The sequence below is a fragment of the Hydrocarboniclastica marina genome, assembly GCF_004851605.1.
Classification (GTDB): Bacteria; Pseudomonadota; Gammaproteobacteria; order Pseudomonadales; family Oleiphilaceae; genus Hydrocarboniclastica; species Hydrocarboniclastica marina.
The window spans coordinates 2194201-2212131 of record NZ_CP031093.1 but is presented as its reverse complement, the minus strand read 5'-3'; the positions used below and the strand labels follow the sequence as shown (position 1 = coordinate 2212131).

Sequence of the window (17931 nt, the reverse complement as noted above, 5' to 3'; positions counted from 1 at the left end):
GAGAATACGAATGAAAGGCCTGAAAAAAATTGCACTCGTAACCGCAATCGCCGCTGCTCCTTTTGCAGCCCAAGCCGAACTGACGGCTCTGAACGACGTTTCAATGGGTGATGTCACTGGCCAGGCTGGTGTTACCATCGACCTGAGCGCCAACGTCAGCATCAAAGAAATCGCGTATGAAGATAAAGGTTTCCTGGTTATCGACGGTATGACCCTGGGTGGTAACCGTGGGGTTATCGCAGCTGGTGGTGCAGCCGCACTTGACGACATCCGTCTGACCATCGACGTTGCCGGCACCGACGCAACTGCAGACCTGGGCACCGCGGCTCGTGGTGCAACTTATCTGGGCGCCGCTGGCTTCTCTACTGACGTAAACGAAGTTAGCCAGAACATCAGCGATGGTGACCTGGTTATCGGCCTGCGTTCGCAGTCTGGTCAGCCTGTTGACTTCGGTTTGGCTATCGGCGCTGTTTCCCTGGCCAAAGAACAAGGCAACACCGCTAACATCGGTAACCTTTCTGCTTCGAACCCAGATAGCACCGTACTGGTTTCTGAGCTGTACATCGACGGCTTCCTTGGCCCGATCGACGTTGTGGTTCAGGAAGAGTCCAATAGCATGAACATCAACGCCTACTTCAACGCGACTGGCGAACTGACTTTGCCGTTCATGGGTACCAGCATGGGCTTCGAGCTGCACAACCGTCGTGGCGATGCAGTAGCTAATGCTACCGGCACCATGTCTTTCGCGCACGCACAGGTTGATATCAGCGTTGCTGAAGACTACTTCGCTGCGGGCGAAGATGCACTGGCCGTTAACGTTCAGGACTTCTCTGGCGATCTCGACCTGACCAACATCACTATGGGCAACGACAAGTCAATCGGCTCTCTGTACATGACCGACCTGTCTGTTACTGCTGAGACTGTTATCTACGGTCACTAAGTTGTCGTAGTGTTTTGTAGTGTTTTGAAGTGTTTTGAAGTGTTTTGAAGTGCTTTGGAGCCACCCTTCGGGGTGGCTTTTGCGTTTACGCGGCCTCAAACTGGCCGGTCGCGCTGCCTCTGTTCTGAAAGTTCACATTCCGTCTCATTTTTTATCTCACCCAAGGGGTAACCTGTGGGTGCGTTCTCTATGAACGACGGATTAAAGCCTAAAATAATAAGGGAAAGCATGATGAACAGCCTGAAAAAAATAGCACTGGTCAGCGCTATTGCCGCTGCACCGTTTGCCGCGCAAGCCGAACTTGCCGCCCTCGATGATGCGTCCATGGGCGATGTGACGGGTCAGGCGGGTGTCACCATTGATCTGAGTGCCAACGTCAGCGTCGGCGAAATCGCCTATCAGGATCAGGGTTTCCTGGTTATTGATGGCCTGACCCTGGGTGGTCACTCTGAGCTTGTCGCTGGTGGTGCGCCAGACGCACTCGATAACCTCCGGCTGACAATTGATGTGGCCGGCTCCCTCGGCGATGACCTTGGCGCATCCTCATTCGGTGCGGCTTATCTCGCAAGCGAAGGATTTACCACCGAAGTAAACGAACAAAGCCAGAACATCAGCGATGGCGATCTTGTCATCAGTCTGCGTTCGCAATCGGACGAGCCAGTGGACTTCGGACTGTTCATTGAAAGTGTCTCCCTGGCCAAGCAAGAGGGAAACAGCGGCAATATCGGTAACCTCAAAGCCACCAATACCGGTACCGTGTTATCCCAGGACCTGCGCATGGACGGCTATATCGGCCCCGTCGATATCGTCGTGCAGGAAGAATCTAATAGCATGAATATCAATGCCTACTTCAGCGCCAGTGGCTCGGTCACTGTCCCTTACCGTGGCACATCCATGAGCTTCGAGCTCCATAACCGTCGTGGCGCTACGGTCATGAACGCGGATGGCATGTCTTTCGCTCATGCCCAGGTAGACGTCAGTGTTGCAGAAGGCTACTTCGACGATGGCGGCGACGCGCTTGCTGTGAACGTCCAGGACCTGTCTGGCGATCTCGACATGACCGATATCAAGATGGGCAATGGCATCTCGATCGGTGCCCTGTACCTGACTGATCTTTCCGTTACTGCTGAAACGGTCATTTACGGTCACTAACACTGACTCGAACAAACCGCAGCGAAAAGCCATCCTTCGGGATGGCTTTTCGCGTTCTGGGCTGGCCAGACAAGGGTAGGAGGGCCGCGACTGAAGACGCATAGGGCGTTTTAAAGCACCTGTTTGCCCCTCAGGCGCGAATTGTGTAGGGTTAATTTTCTGAAATGTGTCGTGGTTCACAACCGGTTTTCAGTTCGTGAACTACTTTTTAAAGGAAGCCTTGCTTTACAGCTACTACTGAGGAGAAATTTCCGCCTTACGTTACGCCACAGATTTCCCTATTTACGATGTTAGGAGAATGGCCATGAATACGTTTACTCGCACCCTTCTAGTGACGGCAATTGCCGCGACCTCCTTTTCCGCCAGTGCTGACCTGAAGCCTCTGAACGACGGTGCCATGGGCGACGTTACCGGTCAGGCCGGGGTAACCATTGACCTTAGCGCCAATGTAGAAGTGAAAGAAATCGCCTACCAGGATAAGGGTTTTCTGGTCATCGACGGCCTGAAACTCGGTGGTCACTCCACCGCTGGGGCTACTACCGCACTTGACGATATCCGCCTGACCATTGATGTCGCGGGAACCGCGGCGGACGATCTGGGTAATGGGGGAGTATTCGCAGGTGACTACGTAGCTGCCGCACTCGCCACTGATCCAGCGACCGGAGCACAGGATTCCGCACAGCTCGCCGCGAATGCCGCTGCTGTCGATGGGGTTGAAACAAGCCAGGCTGTAACCGATGGCGACCTTGTTATCTCCCTGCGTTCGCAGTCAGGCGCACCGGTAGACTACGGACTGGGGATCGGCTCAATCTCCCTGGCCAAAGAAGCTGACAATGCCGCCAATATCGGTAACCTGAGCGCGATGAACGCGGATAGCACGGTTCTTGTCTCCGCCATGCAGATCGATGGCTACTTGGGACCCGTGGACCTGATCGTTCAGGAAGAAGCGAATAGCCTGAACATCAACGCCTATTTCAACGCGACCGGCGCCGTAACCCTGCCATTCATGGGTACCAGCCTTGGCTTCGAACTGCATAACCGTCGCGGGGATTCCGTTATTGCCAACTCGGCCGGGACAATGTCGTTTGCCCATGCCCAGGTTGACGTCAGCGTCAAAGAAGACCACTTCGGTGCAGGTCAGAACGCACTTGCGGTCAACGTGCAGGACTTCTCTGGCGATCTCGACCTGACAAACATCACTATGGGCAATGGCGCGTCAATTGGTTCGCTGTACATGACGGATGTTGCGGTAACCGCCGAGACCGTCATTTACGGCCACTGATCCAAGCCGGTCTTGACCTAAAAAAGCCACCTTCGGGTGGCTTTTTAGCTAAGGTTCAGCTCGTACATTCCGGCGCACAAATACTAATGCTTGTCGAGCGACCTTGAGTTTTCCAACACCTTTTCCATCGTCCGAAGAGCGGCCTGCAGGTCCTTTTCAGCGATGCCCTCGAACAAGGCTTCCCGCAGCTCATCCGTGCTCCGATTGATCTCCTGCATGAACGTTGTGCCTTGCTCGGTCAGGTGAAGGTGCCGCACGCGGTGGTCCTCCCGGCTGACCCGGCGTTCGATGAGGTCGTTCTCTGCCAGTGCATCGAGCAGTGTCACCAGTGTGGGATTCTTGATGGCCAGGTGCCACGCGAGGTCCCGCTGTGTAATTCCTTCGCCTATTCTTTGAAGGTAGAGGAGGGCAATCCATTGCGCTTGAGTGATTCGTGTGTCTGTAACTTTACGATTAAGAAGTTTACGCCACTGCGTAACGACCCGAGTGAGGTCAAAAAAGACATTTTTCTGCATGAAATCCCCGATACAGCAGATGCTAACAACAGAAGCGGTCGCGCTACCCTTCAAAGCATCCGGACTTGGGTCAACCCCGATCCCCGGTTACTGCCGACGATTGGACGGCGAAGTGCGCTGCGATGCCCCAATAGACTTCGTGGACGGCGCGATATTAACAGACCCGCTACCAGTAACAAGTGAAAGTGAATTCATTAGTTAATGCATGATTCGTAGCACGACCGGTTTCGTAAAGATCCAGGCGGTGGCTAGCGAAGGGTTCTGCTTCGCGCAGTGCCCAAAGGAGGCAGTAAAAACCGGGTTCCGCGCTGAGTGATGGAAGGATGAGGTCCGGAGCCTGTGCTCGTGCCGGCGCTAAAGCCGGGCAAGCAGTGGGGAGTTATAAAAGTGGGAATTAAACAAAACAGACGTCCTGTTCCCAAGACGTCAGGATTAGCTGAGTTGCGTGCGCTTCGTCTCGGCGGCAGGGCTTCGGGAAAGCCTGGACACGCTCGCCTACTGGGCGTCAGGAACCGCAATGTTGAGGTCGAAGCCCCCGCCCGGCCTGGGCGTTAACTGAATCGGCCCCTCATTGATACCCTGGGGAATATTAATCTGGCTGACGCCGGGCAGGTTGCCGATTGAGAACTGGAGGTTCTGGCCGTCGAACGCAAGTCCCAACTGATTGTTCAGGTAGGTTTCAGTAAAGGGTTCATCGGGGATCTGTGGGGTCTGGCCATAAACCAGATTCGGCATTTCGGGCATGGTCTGCATCGTCGGCTGTATGGCCGCTAACTCGTCCAGTGGGCGGTCCAGGGTGTCGCGAATCTGCTGTTCACGCGCCAGAGCTTCAGTGTCCCGCATTGAGGCCCGTTGGCTTGCCAGAATCCTTTCTCTGACGCGAGCCATATCGGTCTCTGTAATCACGGGCTCACCAGGCGAGATCGAAATGGTCTGTATCACCTGATCGCGCTCAGGTTGCGCTGTTTCATCCCGCTGGCGCGGCACAACAATGATGGCCGAGTCTTTAACGTAGGTGTCTACCATCTCCTCTGACGAAAGAGACTCTACTCCCGCTATAGCCGAAACGGGGGCTGAAAGTACAGCCAGAAAAAGTAGCGCTCTTGAAGCCGACATAAGAGGATCCTGGAATCGATGGATATAGTTAGAAGTATTGTCCTTTGCCCTCCGCATTTCAAGGCTGCCCGGTTTTAATTGTGCCACACTGTCCTGAACGAATTGGAGGGGCGGAACAAAGCCCCGGCAGAATCAGAATCTATCGTAACGCGTTAATGCGGGCCCGGTGTGTCCCGGCGCTCGGGCAGCTACGCGGTTGGTGAAGTGATGACCTTGAACCCTGTGACGCGCCGTCGTCGTCGCCGATTTTCGCTCGCCAGCCCGGGCCGTCGCCCCACAACGTTCTGGGGCAGGTGGCTTCAGCGCCGGCTGCCCGCAGCTGACGAAGTCGAGCTCGGACGCACGAACCTGTTTATTCTACCGACGCGAGAGGGCGCCCTGTTCCTGGTTTTGCTGGGCATCATGCTGCTCACCGGGATCAACTATCAGAACAGCCTGATCTACCTGCTGACTTTTTTGCTGGGTGCGTTCTACTACGTGGGTATTCTCCAGACTCATAGTAATCTCAGCGGTATCAAGCTCTCTCTCCGGAATATTGAAGAGGGATTCACCGGCTCGGCGCTGGCTGTTGACCTGCAATTTATCCGACCCTACCAAACTGATCGTCCTGCTATAGATCTGTTCTTTTCAGGTGGAGCCGCACATATAGACGTCCGCGACGAAGGACAGGTCGCCAGCCTGGCTTTTATCCCACCCCACCGTGGAGCCCATACGCTGCCCCGGATTCGGATTGAATCGCGCTATCCTTTCGGACTATTCAAAGCCTGGACTTACCTGTGGCTGAAGAGCACGGCACTGGCATACCCCCGTCCCGTAGAGCCGCCCGGTCATTTGGGTTCCGGGTGGAAAGCCGATGGCGAAGACTCGCGTACATCCTGTCCGAACCGCCTGGCGGATGATTTTCTGCTACGGCCCTACCGGACGGGCGATCTTCCCCAAAGGGTTCAGTGGAAACGTTTTGCCCGCGATGGCCAGATGATGGTGCTGGAAGCTGAATCCAGGGCGAGCGACAGCCTCTGGCTCGATTACGACGGCTTCCCCGGCGTCCCCGGCGAGTTGCGATTGTCGTACCTGAGTTGGCTGGTTGAATCATGCCGTGCTCAGGATCGTCCATTCGGCCTGCGCCTACCCGGGGCCGTGCTCAACCCGGCCGCCGGGCCCCGGCACGCCCGCGAAGCCCAACGGCGTCTGGCCATGTTCCAGGGGGCGACTTCCTGATGGCCGGTGCTGTCAGCTCACGCTCCGCCGGGGCTGTTCCACATGCGGTCATGGCCCCGCTGGCCTCAGGTTTTGTGCTGCTCCTGTTGCCGCAATTGCAGCGCCTGCCGTTCTGGCTGAGCGCCGTCGCCGTGCTGACCTGTGCGTGGAGTGTCGGCCAGCATTACAGATGGTGGCGTCCGCTGTCGAAGCCCTGGCGCTTGCTGCTGATGTTCGCGCTGGTCGTGATATTCATCACCACCCATGTCTCCAGCTTTACCGTTGAAACCGCCGCTGCTTTCTTCGTGCTCACAGTTGCCTTGAAGTGGACTGAACTCGAGCGACCGCGCGATGTGTTCATCATGGTTATGATTCTGTGCTATCTCGCAGCAGTTACCTTTCTGTTCGAACAGGGCATTTTCTGGTCACTCGCAGTGCTGCTGGCGGTCCTTGTCCTGTTCGGTAGCCTGCGATCGCTTTCGGGCGGTGGCGCGAAGGCGGGCCCAGGCGCCTGGCGGAGTATGGCGTGGACCTTGCTCAAGGTGCTTCCCGTTGTTGTCGTGCTGTTCTTCATCTTTCCCCGGCTGGGGCCGCTCTGGAGTGTGCCGCTCGTGTCAGAGGGTCGGAGTGCAGGGCTGAGTGAAAGCATGACGCCAGGGGACTTTGCGGACCTTGGCCGGAGCGGAGAGCGGGCGTTTCGCGTCAGCTTTGGCGGTGCGGCACCCGCTCCTTCCCAGCGTTACTGGCGAGGGCTGATCCTTGATCAGTTTGACGGCCAGACCTGGTCCCGGTCACAGCAGGCTTCCGGTGACCGTGTCGGGCGGGTAAACCGAAGCGCAGGTATCGGCGAGCTTGGAGCGGGAGAGTATGAAGTCCTGTTGGAGCCCAGCTTTCAGCCATGGGCATATGCCCTGGGTGGGACCCGGCCCTTAACAGGCAATGTCATGTTAACCGAGCATGGCCTGGTTCAGTTTTCTCGCCCCGTCGATACAGTCGTGCGGTACCGAATGCAGCAGAGCGATCTGGACACAATGGCTCCCGTGGATGCAGGGCTTCGGGCCCGGTATACCGCGCTGCCTGAAGGGTTCAATCCTGAGACGCGCGCCTGGGCGCAGCGACTCGCCGCTGACGCAGCTTCAGACAGCGCCCTTATTGACACATTGATGACGATGTTCAGCGAACTCCCTTTTTTCTACACGCTCCAGCCGGCTCCGACAGGGACGCACAGCGTTGACGAGTTTCTGTTCCAAACCCGGGAAGGGTTTTGTGCGCATTACGCAGGCGCGTTGACCTTCGCCCTGCGCGCCGCTGGCATTCCAGCGCGGGTTGTAGCCGGGTATCTGGGAGGTGAGCCGGGACTGAATAACGATTACCTGCTGGTCAGGCAGTACGATGCCCATGCGTGGGTCGAGGCGTGGGTGGGAGGACCGTCGGGAGGCCAGTGGTTGCGACTGGACCCGACCGCGATGGTCGCGCCGGAGCGGGTGCAGGAGAACTGGCGGCAGGCACTGGAACGAGGGGAAGGCGAATCAGCCACGAACTGGGCGAGGCGTGACTATGCAAGTGGGCCAGTACTGGACTGGGTTAATCTGAGACTGGATGCGGCCAACTATTACTGGCAAAGATTTGTAGTCGACTACCAGGGCGATACCCAGCGCTCGCTGTTCGGCAAGTTCCCCGGCGCGCCGAGTCTGGCCACATTGGGCTACTGGACTGCGGCGTTTCTGGCAGGCGTGGTGGCAGTAGTCGGGCTGGTCATGATCAGACAGGAGCGGACCAGGCCCAGTGACCCGGTCATGCGCTACGCCATGTACTGGTACCGGTGGCTAAAGCGCAGGAATATCCAGACAACGCCCGGACAAACGCCTCTGCAGCAAGCGGAACTGGCTGCCCGAGAATTTCCGCGCCATCGTGCTTCGGTTATCGGCTTCGCCCGGGCGCTCAACGGCGCGCTCTATAATCCCGAAAGTTCAGCGACATTGCAGGATCTGGCGCAGCGATGGCAGCGCTTGAAGAAAGTCCCGCGGAGCGCGGGCAGAAGGCGGAGCCCAAGCCGGGCTTAGCACCCCGGCTCCACGGGGAGCTTTCAGCTAAAGAGTACTTGTTAAAATAATGCCTCGGCCTCGTAGGGGATTCGCTGCCCACCGCTGTGGCGGTGTTAGAATAGCGCAAACCATCGGCGCAGCCCTGCCTGGCTGGAGCCCTTACTCACGTCACTCCTGGAGTCCTCGATGGCTGTCGCACAGCAAATCGCTGCCGGAGAACAGATCATTTCCTCCGGAACCCTGCCGTGGCAAGCCGATAGCTGGAACCGTCTATGCGCCAGCCTGGCGTCGAACCGACTGGCACATGCCGTTCTGTTAAGCGCCCCGAAGGGTATGGGCAAGCGCCACTTCGCCGAAGAGGCCGCGGCCCTCTTACTGTGTAGTCAACCCATCGACAATGAAGGCGGAGGCAAGCGTGCGTGCGGCAACTGTAAACAGTGTCATCTGCTGGCGGCTGGCTCTCATCCTGATCTAAGAACGCTTGTTCCGGAAGACTCCCGCGTGATCAAGATTGATCAGGTCAGGCGACTCGGGGAGTTCTGCGTACGGAGCCCTCAGGTTGCGGGCCGTAAGGTCGCGATCGTCGATTCTGCTGACCGGCTGAATCTGAATGCGGCCAATGCGCTGCTGAAAACGCTCGAGGAGCCGGTAGAGGATGTGCAGCTTTTGCTGCTTCACCACGCTGGCGAGCCTGTCCTGCCCACTATCCGTTCTCGCTGCCAGGCCTTGCGTCTGGCGCTACCAAGCATGGAGGCTGGGCTGGCCTGGCTGTCAGAGCAGGAGCATGAAGCCACCGGGGTCGATATTCAGACGGCTCTGACCCGTGCCCGGGGCGCACCTCTTGTCGCGCTTGAGCTACTGAATAATGGCCAGGTCGCTGCGGGAGATGAGTGTCTGGAGAGTCTCAGGCTTTTCCTGCGTGGAGAAAGGCAAGTGGTGGAGGCCGTCGCCCCGTTCGTGAAACTGGGCGTGGAGCCAAGCCTGGACCTGCTCGGGCACTGGGCCTTCGACGCCATGAAGCTTGCGCTGGATGAAAGCACGGACAGTGCCCGTGTCGCCGGCACAGCGGATGGGAATGCGGCTCCGTCGGTTACCAGGGCGCGCGAGATGTTCGCATTCCTTGCAAAGAACAACCCCGCTGACCGGTTTGTTATCCTGCTCGATCAGGTGACGCAGGCGCGTCGGGCCCAGACATACAATATCAATCCTGAACTGATGCTCACCGATATCCTGTTGTCCTGGAAAGCTTTGATGCCTCGCAGGCGCCGGGCGGTGACGGCGAGAATGAACTAAACTGCTTGTTCCATAAAACATTCACTACACCAAAGGACTCAGCATGGGGCCGGGAATCGGAGCTCGTAGCGGCATCCTGACATTGACGATCAAAGACAAAGCTGTGTTGTATGCGGCCTATATGCCGTTTATACGCAATGGCGGCCTTTTTATCCCGACCCAGAAAGTATATCGGCTGGGTGATGAGGTATTTTTGTTGCTGAACCTGATGGACGAACCCGAAAAAATTCCGGTTGCTGGCAAGGTCATTTGGGTAACACCCAAAGGCGCCCAGGGAAGCCGTGCTGCAGGGGTGGGGATTCAGTTCAATGGTGACGACGAGACTGCCCGGACCAAGATCGAGGCCTATCTTGCCGGGTCTCTTGGCTCCGACCGTCCGACACACACGCTCTAGCCCGGTAAGTCGATATGGCTGTTTCTGAAGCAACCCTTGCGCACTCCGGGGCGCACGCGCTGCCGGAAGCCCAGGCGTGTACAGCGCCGCTTCAGCGTATTACCCTGGCGGGCCTGCAATGGCGTGCGCCGGAGCCCGCCGGTGCGCCTGCGATCTGCCTCCACGGCTGGCTCGATAATGCCTGTAGTTTCAACATATTGGGCTCCCGGCTCGGAAAAAAGCGAACAGTAACGAGCTTTGACCTCCCGGGGCATGGCCTATCTGGTGACCGCCCGCAAGGCTACCCGTACCACATGCTGGATTATGTTCAGGACCTGGCCGAGCTTTTAGAAGCTCAGCCAGGCCCTGTACATATCATTGGACACTCTCTGGGCGGTATTCTGGCTGCACTGCTCGCCGCGACCGATCCGAAAAAGCTTCAGTCGCTGACGATGATTGACAGCCTGGGGCCCTACGTGGCAAAAGCTGAGGACTTCCCGGTACGGTTGAAGAAAGGCATACAGAAGGCACTGGTCCGTGAGCGCGGTGCCCTGGCAGTTTATGATTCCTTAAAGTCTGCAGAGCAGGCCCGTCAGTCCGGAATGTTGCCGTTGAGTGCGTTCGCTGCTGCACAACTGGTTCCGAGAAACCTGAGAGAGGTTGAAGGGGGCTGGAGCTGGCGGACGGATCGCCGACTGCGCAATCCTTCTTTATCGGCATTGACTGAAGAACAGGTGCTGGCCTGTCTGGCAGCTATCGAAGTACCGGTGTTACTGGTGCGGGCAGAGAGCGGTATGCTTGCCGCAGACGAACGATTTAAAAGGCGGACAGCCGCGGTGCGGCGGCTCTCCGTTGAGAACGTTTCGGGGTCGCACCACTGCCATATCGACGGCGACGTAGAGTCGATCACCACGAGCATCGAGCAGTTCATGCTTCAGACCGACCCCGTGTCGTAAGCGTCGATCCTGACTATTCAAAGCGATCTAGCAAAAGCCGGACACTCATGTTGACTTGTCTTACCCGTTTTCCTGCCAGGATGTTCCTACCTTTCTTTTTGCGCCTGTCATTTCTGGTGACCACGGCTGTTTCTGTGCCAGTGCACAGTGCGGTGGGCGCAGGGGGTGGCCTGGAGTTCCCGGGCGCCGGCATAGTCGAACGACAGCCCATCACTGCGGAGGACGAGATCCGGATTTATACCAGTAAGGTTTCCGAAGTAGGTGACCGCCTTCGTTACAATGACGCGCTGGACGTCGTGGGCGTCGGCCAGAAAGTCCTTCTGTCAGCGCCTTCGGACGTTTCGCCCGCGGCTGTCTACGAGCATTATCGGGCGGCTATACTCGAGCGTGAAGGCCGCATACTTTTCAGCTGTGAGGGGCGGGCATGTGGCCGGAGTGCGGTCTGGGCGAACAGGGTGTTTCAGCAGTCCCGCGTCTACGGGCAGGACGGCGAGCAAGCGTATCTGGTTGGCGCCTGGCGTGATGAGCAGAACCGGTTGCAGTTGCTGGCTACGTATATCGTCAGGCGCGGCAATCGAACGGTCAGTATCCTTGAACAGCACCTTACGCTTCCCGAAACATATCGGCTGCCAGGCGCCAACCCGCGCGAACGCCGCTTGCTCGGGCCGTTTGTGATTCCCGTAGAAGTCGGGGCAATTCCCCGTCTTTCACTCGCACCGGAAACAGGCGAGGACCTCCAGCGAATTGCGAGCCGCTACCCTGAGGCGGCAATTTATGTGACTGCTTTCGTGCCCGCGGACGTGCGGGGGCCAGCCGAGGCCATGAGCCAGGCGCAACTGGCCGTGCAGGCTGCGACAGGGCTTCTTGAAAACCAGGGTATTCCGGCTGAGCGACAACATGGCATCGCCGTCGGTGCCGCGGTACCTATAGCTGAAGCGGGCCGGCAAGGACCACGCATAGAAGTCACGGTTATTCGCCCCCGGACTGCCGGTGATGAATAGCAATACCAGAGAAGAGCTTCACATGAATACTGAAGTAGTGGCGCCTGAGGCGGTAGAACCGAAACCGGACAATTTGAACCCCAAGACCGATAGCGCGGAGCGGATACCTTCTCCTCTGCCCGGGGCTGGGAAAACCGTTGCGTTGGTGTTGGGAAGCGGTGGCGCCCGTGGCTACGCCCACATGGGTGTGATCGAGGTTCTGGAAGAACAGGGTTATGAGATCATCGCGATCGCCGGCTGTTCCATGGGCGCCCTGATAGGCGGGGCATACGCCGCCGGTAAACTGCAGCTATACAAAGACTGGGTGACGGGGTTAGGCCAGTTCGATCTGTTTCGGTTGCTGGATTTCTCTCTTTCATCACCGGGGGCGATCCGTGGCGACAAAATTTTTGCGGTCATCAGCGAGATGCTGGGTGATATCAACATCGAAGACCTGCCCATAGCCTACACGGCCGTTGCGACTGACCTCCTGGCGCACAAGGAGGTTTGGTTTCAGGAGGGTTCGCTGACCCGTGCTATTCGGGCTTCTGTAGCAATCCCGAGCTTTTTTACGCCGGTAATGATTGGCGGGCGCGTGCTGGTGGACGGCGCCCTCCTGAACCCCCTGCCTATCATACCCACCATTGCTGCCCATGCAGACCTCATTGTTGCCGTGAATCTGGCGGGTGAAGGAGACTTCCACGTGGAATTGCCGCGTGTGGACAGAAAAGGTGAGCCTTGCCCGCCGGGAGAGGCCGTACCCGAGGCTAAGCTCACGGACGGTGCAGTAGAGGCTGAGTGGCTGGAGCGTTGGAAGCGCCGTGCCGCAAGCTGGTTCGGAACTGAGTCTGAATCATCAGGCAGTGAAGAAGACGCTCTGGCCCAGGCCGAAGAGAGCGCATCGCCGGTCGACCCCAGCGAGACCCGCGAAGAGGCGAAACCCGTGAGTTTGCAGCAGTTCGGTCTGGGCAAGTTTGATATCATGAACCTGACCATAGAAACCATGCAGAGCGCACTGACGCAGTACAAGATTGCCGGGTACCCGCCTGATCTGCTCGTTAACGTGCCAAAGCATGTCTGTAAATCTTTTGACTATCACAAAGCGCCTGAACTTATCCAGTTGGGACGCCAGTTGGCGGAAGAGTCGCTGCAAAACTATCGCCGCAGGGAAGGCAGGGGCGCTGGCAACCCATTGTGGCGGAATAACCGCCGCCGTTAGCGTTAGGCTGCTGCGCAAGGCCTTCGCAAGCTGAAACCGTCGTTTGCTCGCGTGCCAGAGCCTTTATCAGGCAGTATAATGTCGCGCTTTCGTTTTCCGGCCCAGACTTTTGTTCAGGCGGGCTTTGAAGTGCCCGACGTAAAAAGATGCCTGACCAAGACCGTTTCCAATGTCTGGACCGTTTCCGATGTCTGGAAAGTGCCTGGCGCGTGAGCAGGCTCGTCCAGACCAGTTCCGCTTCTGGAGTATTATTTGAGCAGCTACGATCTAAAAGACGGTCTTGACGCGTCTCCGATAAACGCGCTTTTAACGGTACGAGACTGGCTGCGGTTCGCCGTCTCCCGGTTCGAAGCGGGAGGCATTTTCTTCGGTCACGGGACTGACAATGCCTGGGACGAAGCTGTGCAGCTGGTGCTGCGCTCACTGCATCTTCCGCTCGACAATAACGCCGTATATCTTGATGCCCGTCTGACTGTCCCCGAAAGAGAGCGTCTGCTCGACCGAATCATGCGCCGTGTTGATGACCGCGTGCCAACAGCCTATCTGTTGGGCGAAGCCTGGTTTATGGGCCTGCCTTTTACGGTGGACGAGCGCGTGCTGGTGCCCCGCTCGCCCATTGGAGAGCTCCTCGCTGCGGAGCTTGAGCCCTGGCTTGGGCAGGTACCGGTAAATCGGATACTGGACCTGTGCACGGGGAGCGGCTGCATCGGTATAGCCGCGGCGTATGTGTTCCCTGAGGCTGAGGTCGAGCTGGCCGATATCTCAGCAGGCGCGCTGGAAGTCGCCCAGGCCAATATTCATCGTCACGAGATGCAGGGGCGGATCACGACCCGGCAGTCGGACCTCTTCGATAGCCTGGAAGGGCGTTATGACGTCATCCTCAGCAACCCGCCCTACGTGGACGCCGCTGATCTCGCGTCTATGCCGGAGGAGTTTCGCCATGAGCCCGTGCTGGGTCTCGAGGCCGGCACGGATGGGCTCGACTTGGCCCATCGGATTATCGCAGGAGCGCGCGAACATCTGACAGCCGATGGGCTACTTGTCGTCGAGGTGGGTAATAGCTGGACTGCGCTGGAGGCGGCGTATCCCAGTCTGCCACTGACCTGGGTCGAGTTCGAGCAGGGCGGTGGTGGCGTCTTTGTTATCAGCGCGCGTGATCTGCCCCAATAGCCCGGTTGCCCCGAAAGCGGTGGCCGAAGCTTTGAAGCAAGTTTAACTTTATACGGTAAGTGGCTAAAAAATGTCTGGAAACACCTTCGGAAAGAGTTTCACAGTGACTACGTTCGGTGAGAGCCACGGCCCCGCATTGGGCTGTATCGTCGATGGCTGCCCGCCTGGTCTCGAGCTGACAGTAGAGGACCTCCAGGGTGAACTCGACCGGCGCCGCCCGGGTACTTCACGCCATACGACACAGCGGCAGGAGCCTGACACGGTCCGGATCCTGTCGGGGGTTTTCGAAGGCAAAACGACGGGCACGCCCATTGGCCTGCTGATCGAGAACGTCGACCAGAAATCCAAGGACTACGGCAAGATCAAGGACCAGTTCCGCCCAGCTCACGCCGACTACACCTACCAGCATAAATACGGCATCCGCGATCACCGCGGCGGTGGCCGCTCTTCTGCTCGCGAAACCGCCATGCGCGTGGCGGCCGGGGCCATAGCGCGTAAATACCTGCAGGAAAGGCTCGGGATCCGCATATTCGGCGGTTTGACCGCGCTGGGGCCCATTGAGATCCAGCCTGTCGACTGGGAAGCGGCCAAAACCAACCCTTTCTTCTGCCCCGACCCGAGTCGCCTGCAGGAACTCGAGGACTACATGGATGCGCTGCGCAAGGAAGGCAACTCTATCGGTGCCCGCATAACCGTGATTGCGGAAGGTGTGCCGCCCGGACTGGGTGAGCCGGTGTTTGACCGCCTCGATGCGGATCTGGCCCACGGCCTGATGAGCATCAATGCGGTTAAGGGTGTGGAGATCGGCGCAGGGTTTGCCAGTGTGGGTCAGAAAGGGACCGAGCACCGGGACGAGATGAGTCCTGAGGGCTTCCGGTCCAACCAGGCCGGTGGGGTCCTTGGAGGGATTTCCTCGGGCCAGCCCATTATTGCATCAATAGCCCTCAAGCCAACGTCGAGCCTGCGATTGCCCGGCCAGAGCATTGATAAAGAGGGCAACGCATGCGAAGTAATTACCACAGGACGGCACGACCCCTGCGTTGGCATTCGCGCTACACCCATCGCTGAAGCCATGCTGGCGCTGGTTCTTATGGATCACTGGCTCAGGCATCGCGCCCAGAATGCTGATGTGGTGCCAGGTACGCCGGATATTGGCCGCGGCTCCACCTGGCGGCCGTAACAGCCGGTTTTGGCCTGCCTGCGCAAGAAAAGCGGCGCGGAGGCACTGTTAGCCCGCGGCGCCTTCACGCGCGACATCTATCAGGGCCTGGGCTGATACTCCGAGCTGGCGGTTGCGCAGGCCTACCGCGCCCAGGTCCCGCGTCGGCGCCTCCTCTACAGGCACCACCACCAGATGCTCGTCTACCATGGTCAACGGCAAGATCGACCAGCCCAGGCCGACCGACGTCATCATCTTGATCGTTTCCAGATAGTTGGTCGGCATCTGGGCGTTTAACGGCAATCCCTGTTGCATGAAAAGCTGAGACACGCGCTGGTATGTTGCGGTGAAGGGCGCCGGCAGGATGGCCCGATGCCCGGCCAGATCCTTTAACCGGCAGGGGTTCGTTTTCGCTAGCGGATGGTCTGGGGCGACAACGAATCGCATAGGGTCTGCCCAGCGGTGATAAATCTCGAACTGTTCCACCAGTGTGTCATTCAGGGTAACGAACGCCAGTTCGGCTTCCCGGCTTCGCAACGCCTCAAACCCCCGTTCTGACTCCATGAACTTCAGGTTCAGTTCGACGACAGGGTAGCGCTGGGTGTAGACCTTGAGCCAGCGGGGTAAGTGATGCAGGCCAATATGGTGACTGGTTATAACACTCAGCTCGCCCCCGGGTTCCAGGTGCGCCCCGGCCAGGGCCATTTGTGCATTATGGGATTCGTCGAGAATGCGGCGCGCGAACGGGAGTAGTGTCCGGCCGGCATCGGTGACTACGGGCCTGCGTTGGCCTCTTTCAATGAGTAGCTGGCCGAGATGACTTTCCAGCGTGGCCAGCCGTTTGCTGACTGCGGGTTGAGTCAGGTGCAGCTTTTCTGCAGCGCCTGAGAACGAGCCCTGATCGACAATGGCCACGAAGGCCCTGAGAAGCTGGCTTTCCATGGGGTTAAGCTATTCCTTTATGGAATGCAGTAAATAAGTAATATGAATTGGAGTAATCTAGTGGATGTCGCTACCATTGTCATCAGTTGGCGAACACCCCTGGATGAAATGATTTAGACAGTGCATCGCAGCGAGTGACAGGACACTAGGCCGGTTATGTGGAGTTTGAAGCAATGACAGCTAGAACGCTTTACGACAAATTATGGGATGCGCATGTGGTAAAACAGCGGCCCGATGGCTCTGCGCTGATCTATATCGACCGGCATCTCCTGCATGAGGTGACGTCCCCCCAGGCCTTCGAAGGTCTGCGGCTGGCGGGGCGTAAGCCCTGGCGTATCGATGCCAATATCGCCACACCGGACCATAACGTACCTACCACCGACCGCGTTCGCGGGGTCGCGGGCATAGAGGATCCCGTCTCTAAAATTCAGGTCGAGACGCTGGATCAGAATTGCGATGAGTTCGGCATTCTCGAGTTCAAGATGCTTGATCAGCGTCAGGGCATCGTCCACGTTATCGGCCCCGAGCAGGGCGCGACGCTGCCGGGCATGACGATTGTCTGCGGCGACTCGCACACTTCAACCCACGGCGCATTCGGCGCTTTGGCCCACGGCATCGGTACGTCCGAGGTCGAACATGTGCTCGCGACCCAGACCCTGGTCCAGCAGAAGATGAAAAACATGCTGGTACGCGTCAATGGCCAGTTGGGCCCAGGCGTGACCGGCAAGGATGTTGTACTGGCGGTTATCGGCCGCATTGGTACCGCCGGCGGCACGGGCCACGCCATGGAGTTCGGCGGCGAAGCGATTCGTTCGCTGTCGATGGAAGCGCGGATGAGTATCTGCAACATGGCTATTGAGGCGGGTGCCCGGGCCGGGCTGATCGCGGCGGACCAGGTCACCTTTGACTACGTCAAGGGCCGGCCCTTCGCACCCAAGGGCGAGCACTGGGATCAGGCGCTGGCGTCCTGGCAGGATCTGCACAGTGACGAGGGTGCGCACTTTGACAAGGTTATCGAGATCGACGGCGCAGCGATTCAGCCGCAGGTTAGCTGGGGCACATCCCCGGAGATGGTCGTCGATATTGGCGGGCGCGTGCCGGACCCGGCGGCGGAGGCGGACCCCATCAAGCGGGAAGGCATAGTCCGGGCACTGAAGTATATGGGTCTTGAGCCCAACATTCCGGTCACGGATATCAGGCTCGACCGCGTTTTTATCGGCTCCTGTACCAATGCGCGTATTGAAGATTTGCGTGAGGCGGCCAAGGTGGTCAAGGGTCGTAAAGTGGCGGCTACGCTCAAGCAGGCCATGGTTGTGCCCGGTTCCGGTCTGGTCAAGGCTCAGGCTGAAGCCGAAGGGCTGGATAAGATCTTCCTGGAGGCGGGGCTGGAGTGGCGTGATCCGGGCTGCTCGATGTGTCTGGCGATGAACGCCGATAAACTGGGGCAGGGCGAGCATTGCGCCTCCACCTCCAACCGCAATTTTGAAGGTCGGCAGGGGTTTGGCGGTCGAACCCATTTGGTAAGCCCCGCCATGGCCGCCGCCGCCGCGATAGCCGGCCATTTCGTCGACGTCAGGCAGATGCTGAACTGA

Annotated in this window: 16 protein-coding genes; 13 read left to right on the top strand and 3 right to left on the bottom strand. The window is 58.4% G+C overall.

Annotation, left to right across the window (positions count from 1 at the left end):
• Positions 1–10: 10 nt before the first annotated feature.
• The 3 genes from soil367_RS09880 (at position 11) to soil367_RS09870 (ending at position 3374) form a co-directional block, all read left to right on the top strand.
• Positions 11–940, top strand: a complete 930-nt coding sequence (locus soil367_RS09880) for a DUF6160 family protein (RefSeq protein ID WP_136548950.1) — start codon at positions 11–13, stop codon at positions 938–940.
• Between the two features lie 228 nt (positions 941–1168).
• Positions 1169–2092, top strand: coding sequence for a DUF6160 family protein (locus tag soil367_RS09875; protein ID WP_136548949.1), 924 nt, complete (start codon positions 1169–1171; stop codon positions 2090–2092).
• Between the two features lie 304 nt (positions 2093–2396).
• Entirely contained in the window at positions 2397–3374 is a 978-nt protein-coding gene (locus tag soil367_RS09870) for a DUF6160 family protein (RefSeq protein ID WP_136548948.1), read from the top strand.
• An 83-nt stretch (positions 3375–3457) separates the two neighbouring features.
• Here the strand turns inward: soil367_RS09870 and soil367_RS09865 are convergent, their stop codons facing one another.
• The gene (locus tag soil367_RS09865) at positions 3458–3889 is read right to left on the bottom strand and encodes a MarR family winged helix-turn-helix transcriptional regulator (protein ID WP_136548947.1); all 432 of its coding nucleotides are present in this window, start codon (positions 3887–3889) and stop codon (positions 3458–3460) included.
• A 495-nt stretch (positions 3890–4384) separates the two neighbouring features.
• Positions 4385–5005 carry a hypothetical protein gene (locus soil367_RS09860; RefSeq protein ID WP_136548946.1) on the bottom strand — a complete coding sequence of 207 codons (621 nt, stop codon included), beginning with the start codon at positions 5003–5005 and terminating at the stop codon, positions 4385–4387.
• Positions 5006–5212: 207 nt separating this feature from the next.
• On the opposite strand from soil367_RS09860, the gene soil367_RS09855 reads away from it, so the two are divergent.
• The 9 genes from soil367_RS09855 (at position 5213) to aroC (ending at position 15418) form a co-directional block, all read left to right on the top strand.
• Positions 5213–6223: a DUF58 domain-containing protein gene (locus tag soil367_RS09855; RefSeq protein ID WP_136548945.1), complete on the top strand. Its 1011-nt coding sequence runs from the start codon at positions 5213–5215 to the stop codon at positions 6221–6223.
• Positions 6223–8265, top strand: a complete 2043-nt coding sequence (locus soil367_RS09850; protein ID WP_172962316.1) for a transglutaminase TgpA family protein — start codon at positions 6223–6225, stop codon at positions 8263–8265. The genes soil367_RS09855 and soil367_RS09850 overlap by 1 nt, the downstream gene beginning before the upstream one ends.
• Before the next feature lie 168 nt (positions 8266–8433).
• Positions 8434–9540 (top strand): DNA polymerase III subunit delta', encoded by a 1107-nt coding sequence (holB, locus tag soil367_RS09845; RefSeq protein ID WP_136548943.1) that lies wholly within the window; start codon positions 8434–8436, stop codon positions 9538–9540.
• Between the two features lie 43 nt (positions 9541–9583).
• Positions 9584–9934 (top strand): PilZ domain-containing protein, encoded by a 351-nt coding sequence (locus soil367_RS09840; RefSeq protein ID WP_136548942.1) that lies wholly within the window; start codon positions 9584–9586, stop codon positions 9932–9934.
• A gap of 14 nt (positions 9935–9948) precedes the next feature.
• The gene (locus soil367_RS09835; protein ID WP_136548941.1) at positions 9949–10869 is read left to right on the top strand and encodes an alpha/beta fold hydrolase; all 921 of its coding nucleotides are present in this window, start codon (positions 9949–9951) and stop codon (positions 10867–10869) included.
• A gap of 134 nt (positions 10870–11003) precedes the next feature.
• Positions 11004–11870, top strand: a complete 867-nt coding sequence (locus soil367_RS09830; protein ID WP_172962315.1) for a DUF4892 domain-containing protein — start codon at positions 11004–11006, stop codon at positions 11868–11870.
• Positions 11871–11892: 22 nt separating this feature from the next.
• Positions 11893–13068: a patatin-like phospholipase family protein gene (locus soil367_RS09825; RefSeq protein WP_246065248.1), complete on the top strand. Its 1176-nt coding sequence runs from the start codon at positions 11893–11895 to the stop codon at positions 13066–13068.
• A 252-nt stretch (positions 13069–13320) separates the two neighbouring features.
• Positions 13321–14238: a 50S ribosomal protein L3 N(5)-glutamine methyltransferase gene (prmB, locus tag soil367_RS09820; RefSeq protein ID WP_136548938.1), complete on the top strand. Its 918-nt coding sequence runs from the start codon at positions 13321–13323 to the stop codon at positions 14236–14238.
• A gap of 70 nt (positions 14239–14308) precedes the next feature.
• Positions 14309–15418, top strand: coding sequence for a chorismate synthase (gene aroC, locus soil367_RS09815; RefSeq protein ID WP_136548937.1), 1110 nt, complete (start codon positions 14309–14311; stop codon positions 15416–15418).
• Positions 15419–15466: 48 nt separating this feature from the next.
• On the opposite strand, the gene soil367_RS09810 is transcribed toward aroC, so the two are convergent.
• Entirely contained in the window at positions 15467–16339 is an 873-nt protein-coding gene (locus soil367_RS09810) for a LysR family transcriptional regulator (RefSeq protein ID WP_136548936.1), read from the bottom strand.
• Between the two features lie 173 nt (positions 16340–16512).
• On the opposite strand from soil367_RS09810, the gene leuC reads away from it, so the two are divergent.
• Positions 16513–17931 carry a 3-isopropylmalate dehydratase large subunit gene (leuC, locus tag soil367_RS09805; protein ID WP_136548935.1) on the top strand — a complete coding sequence of 473 codons (1419 nt, stop codon included), beginning with the start codon at positions 16513–16515 and terminating at the stop codon, positions 17929–17931.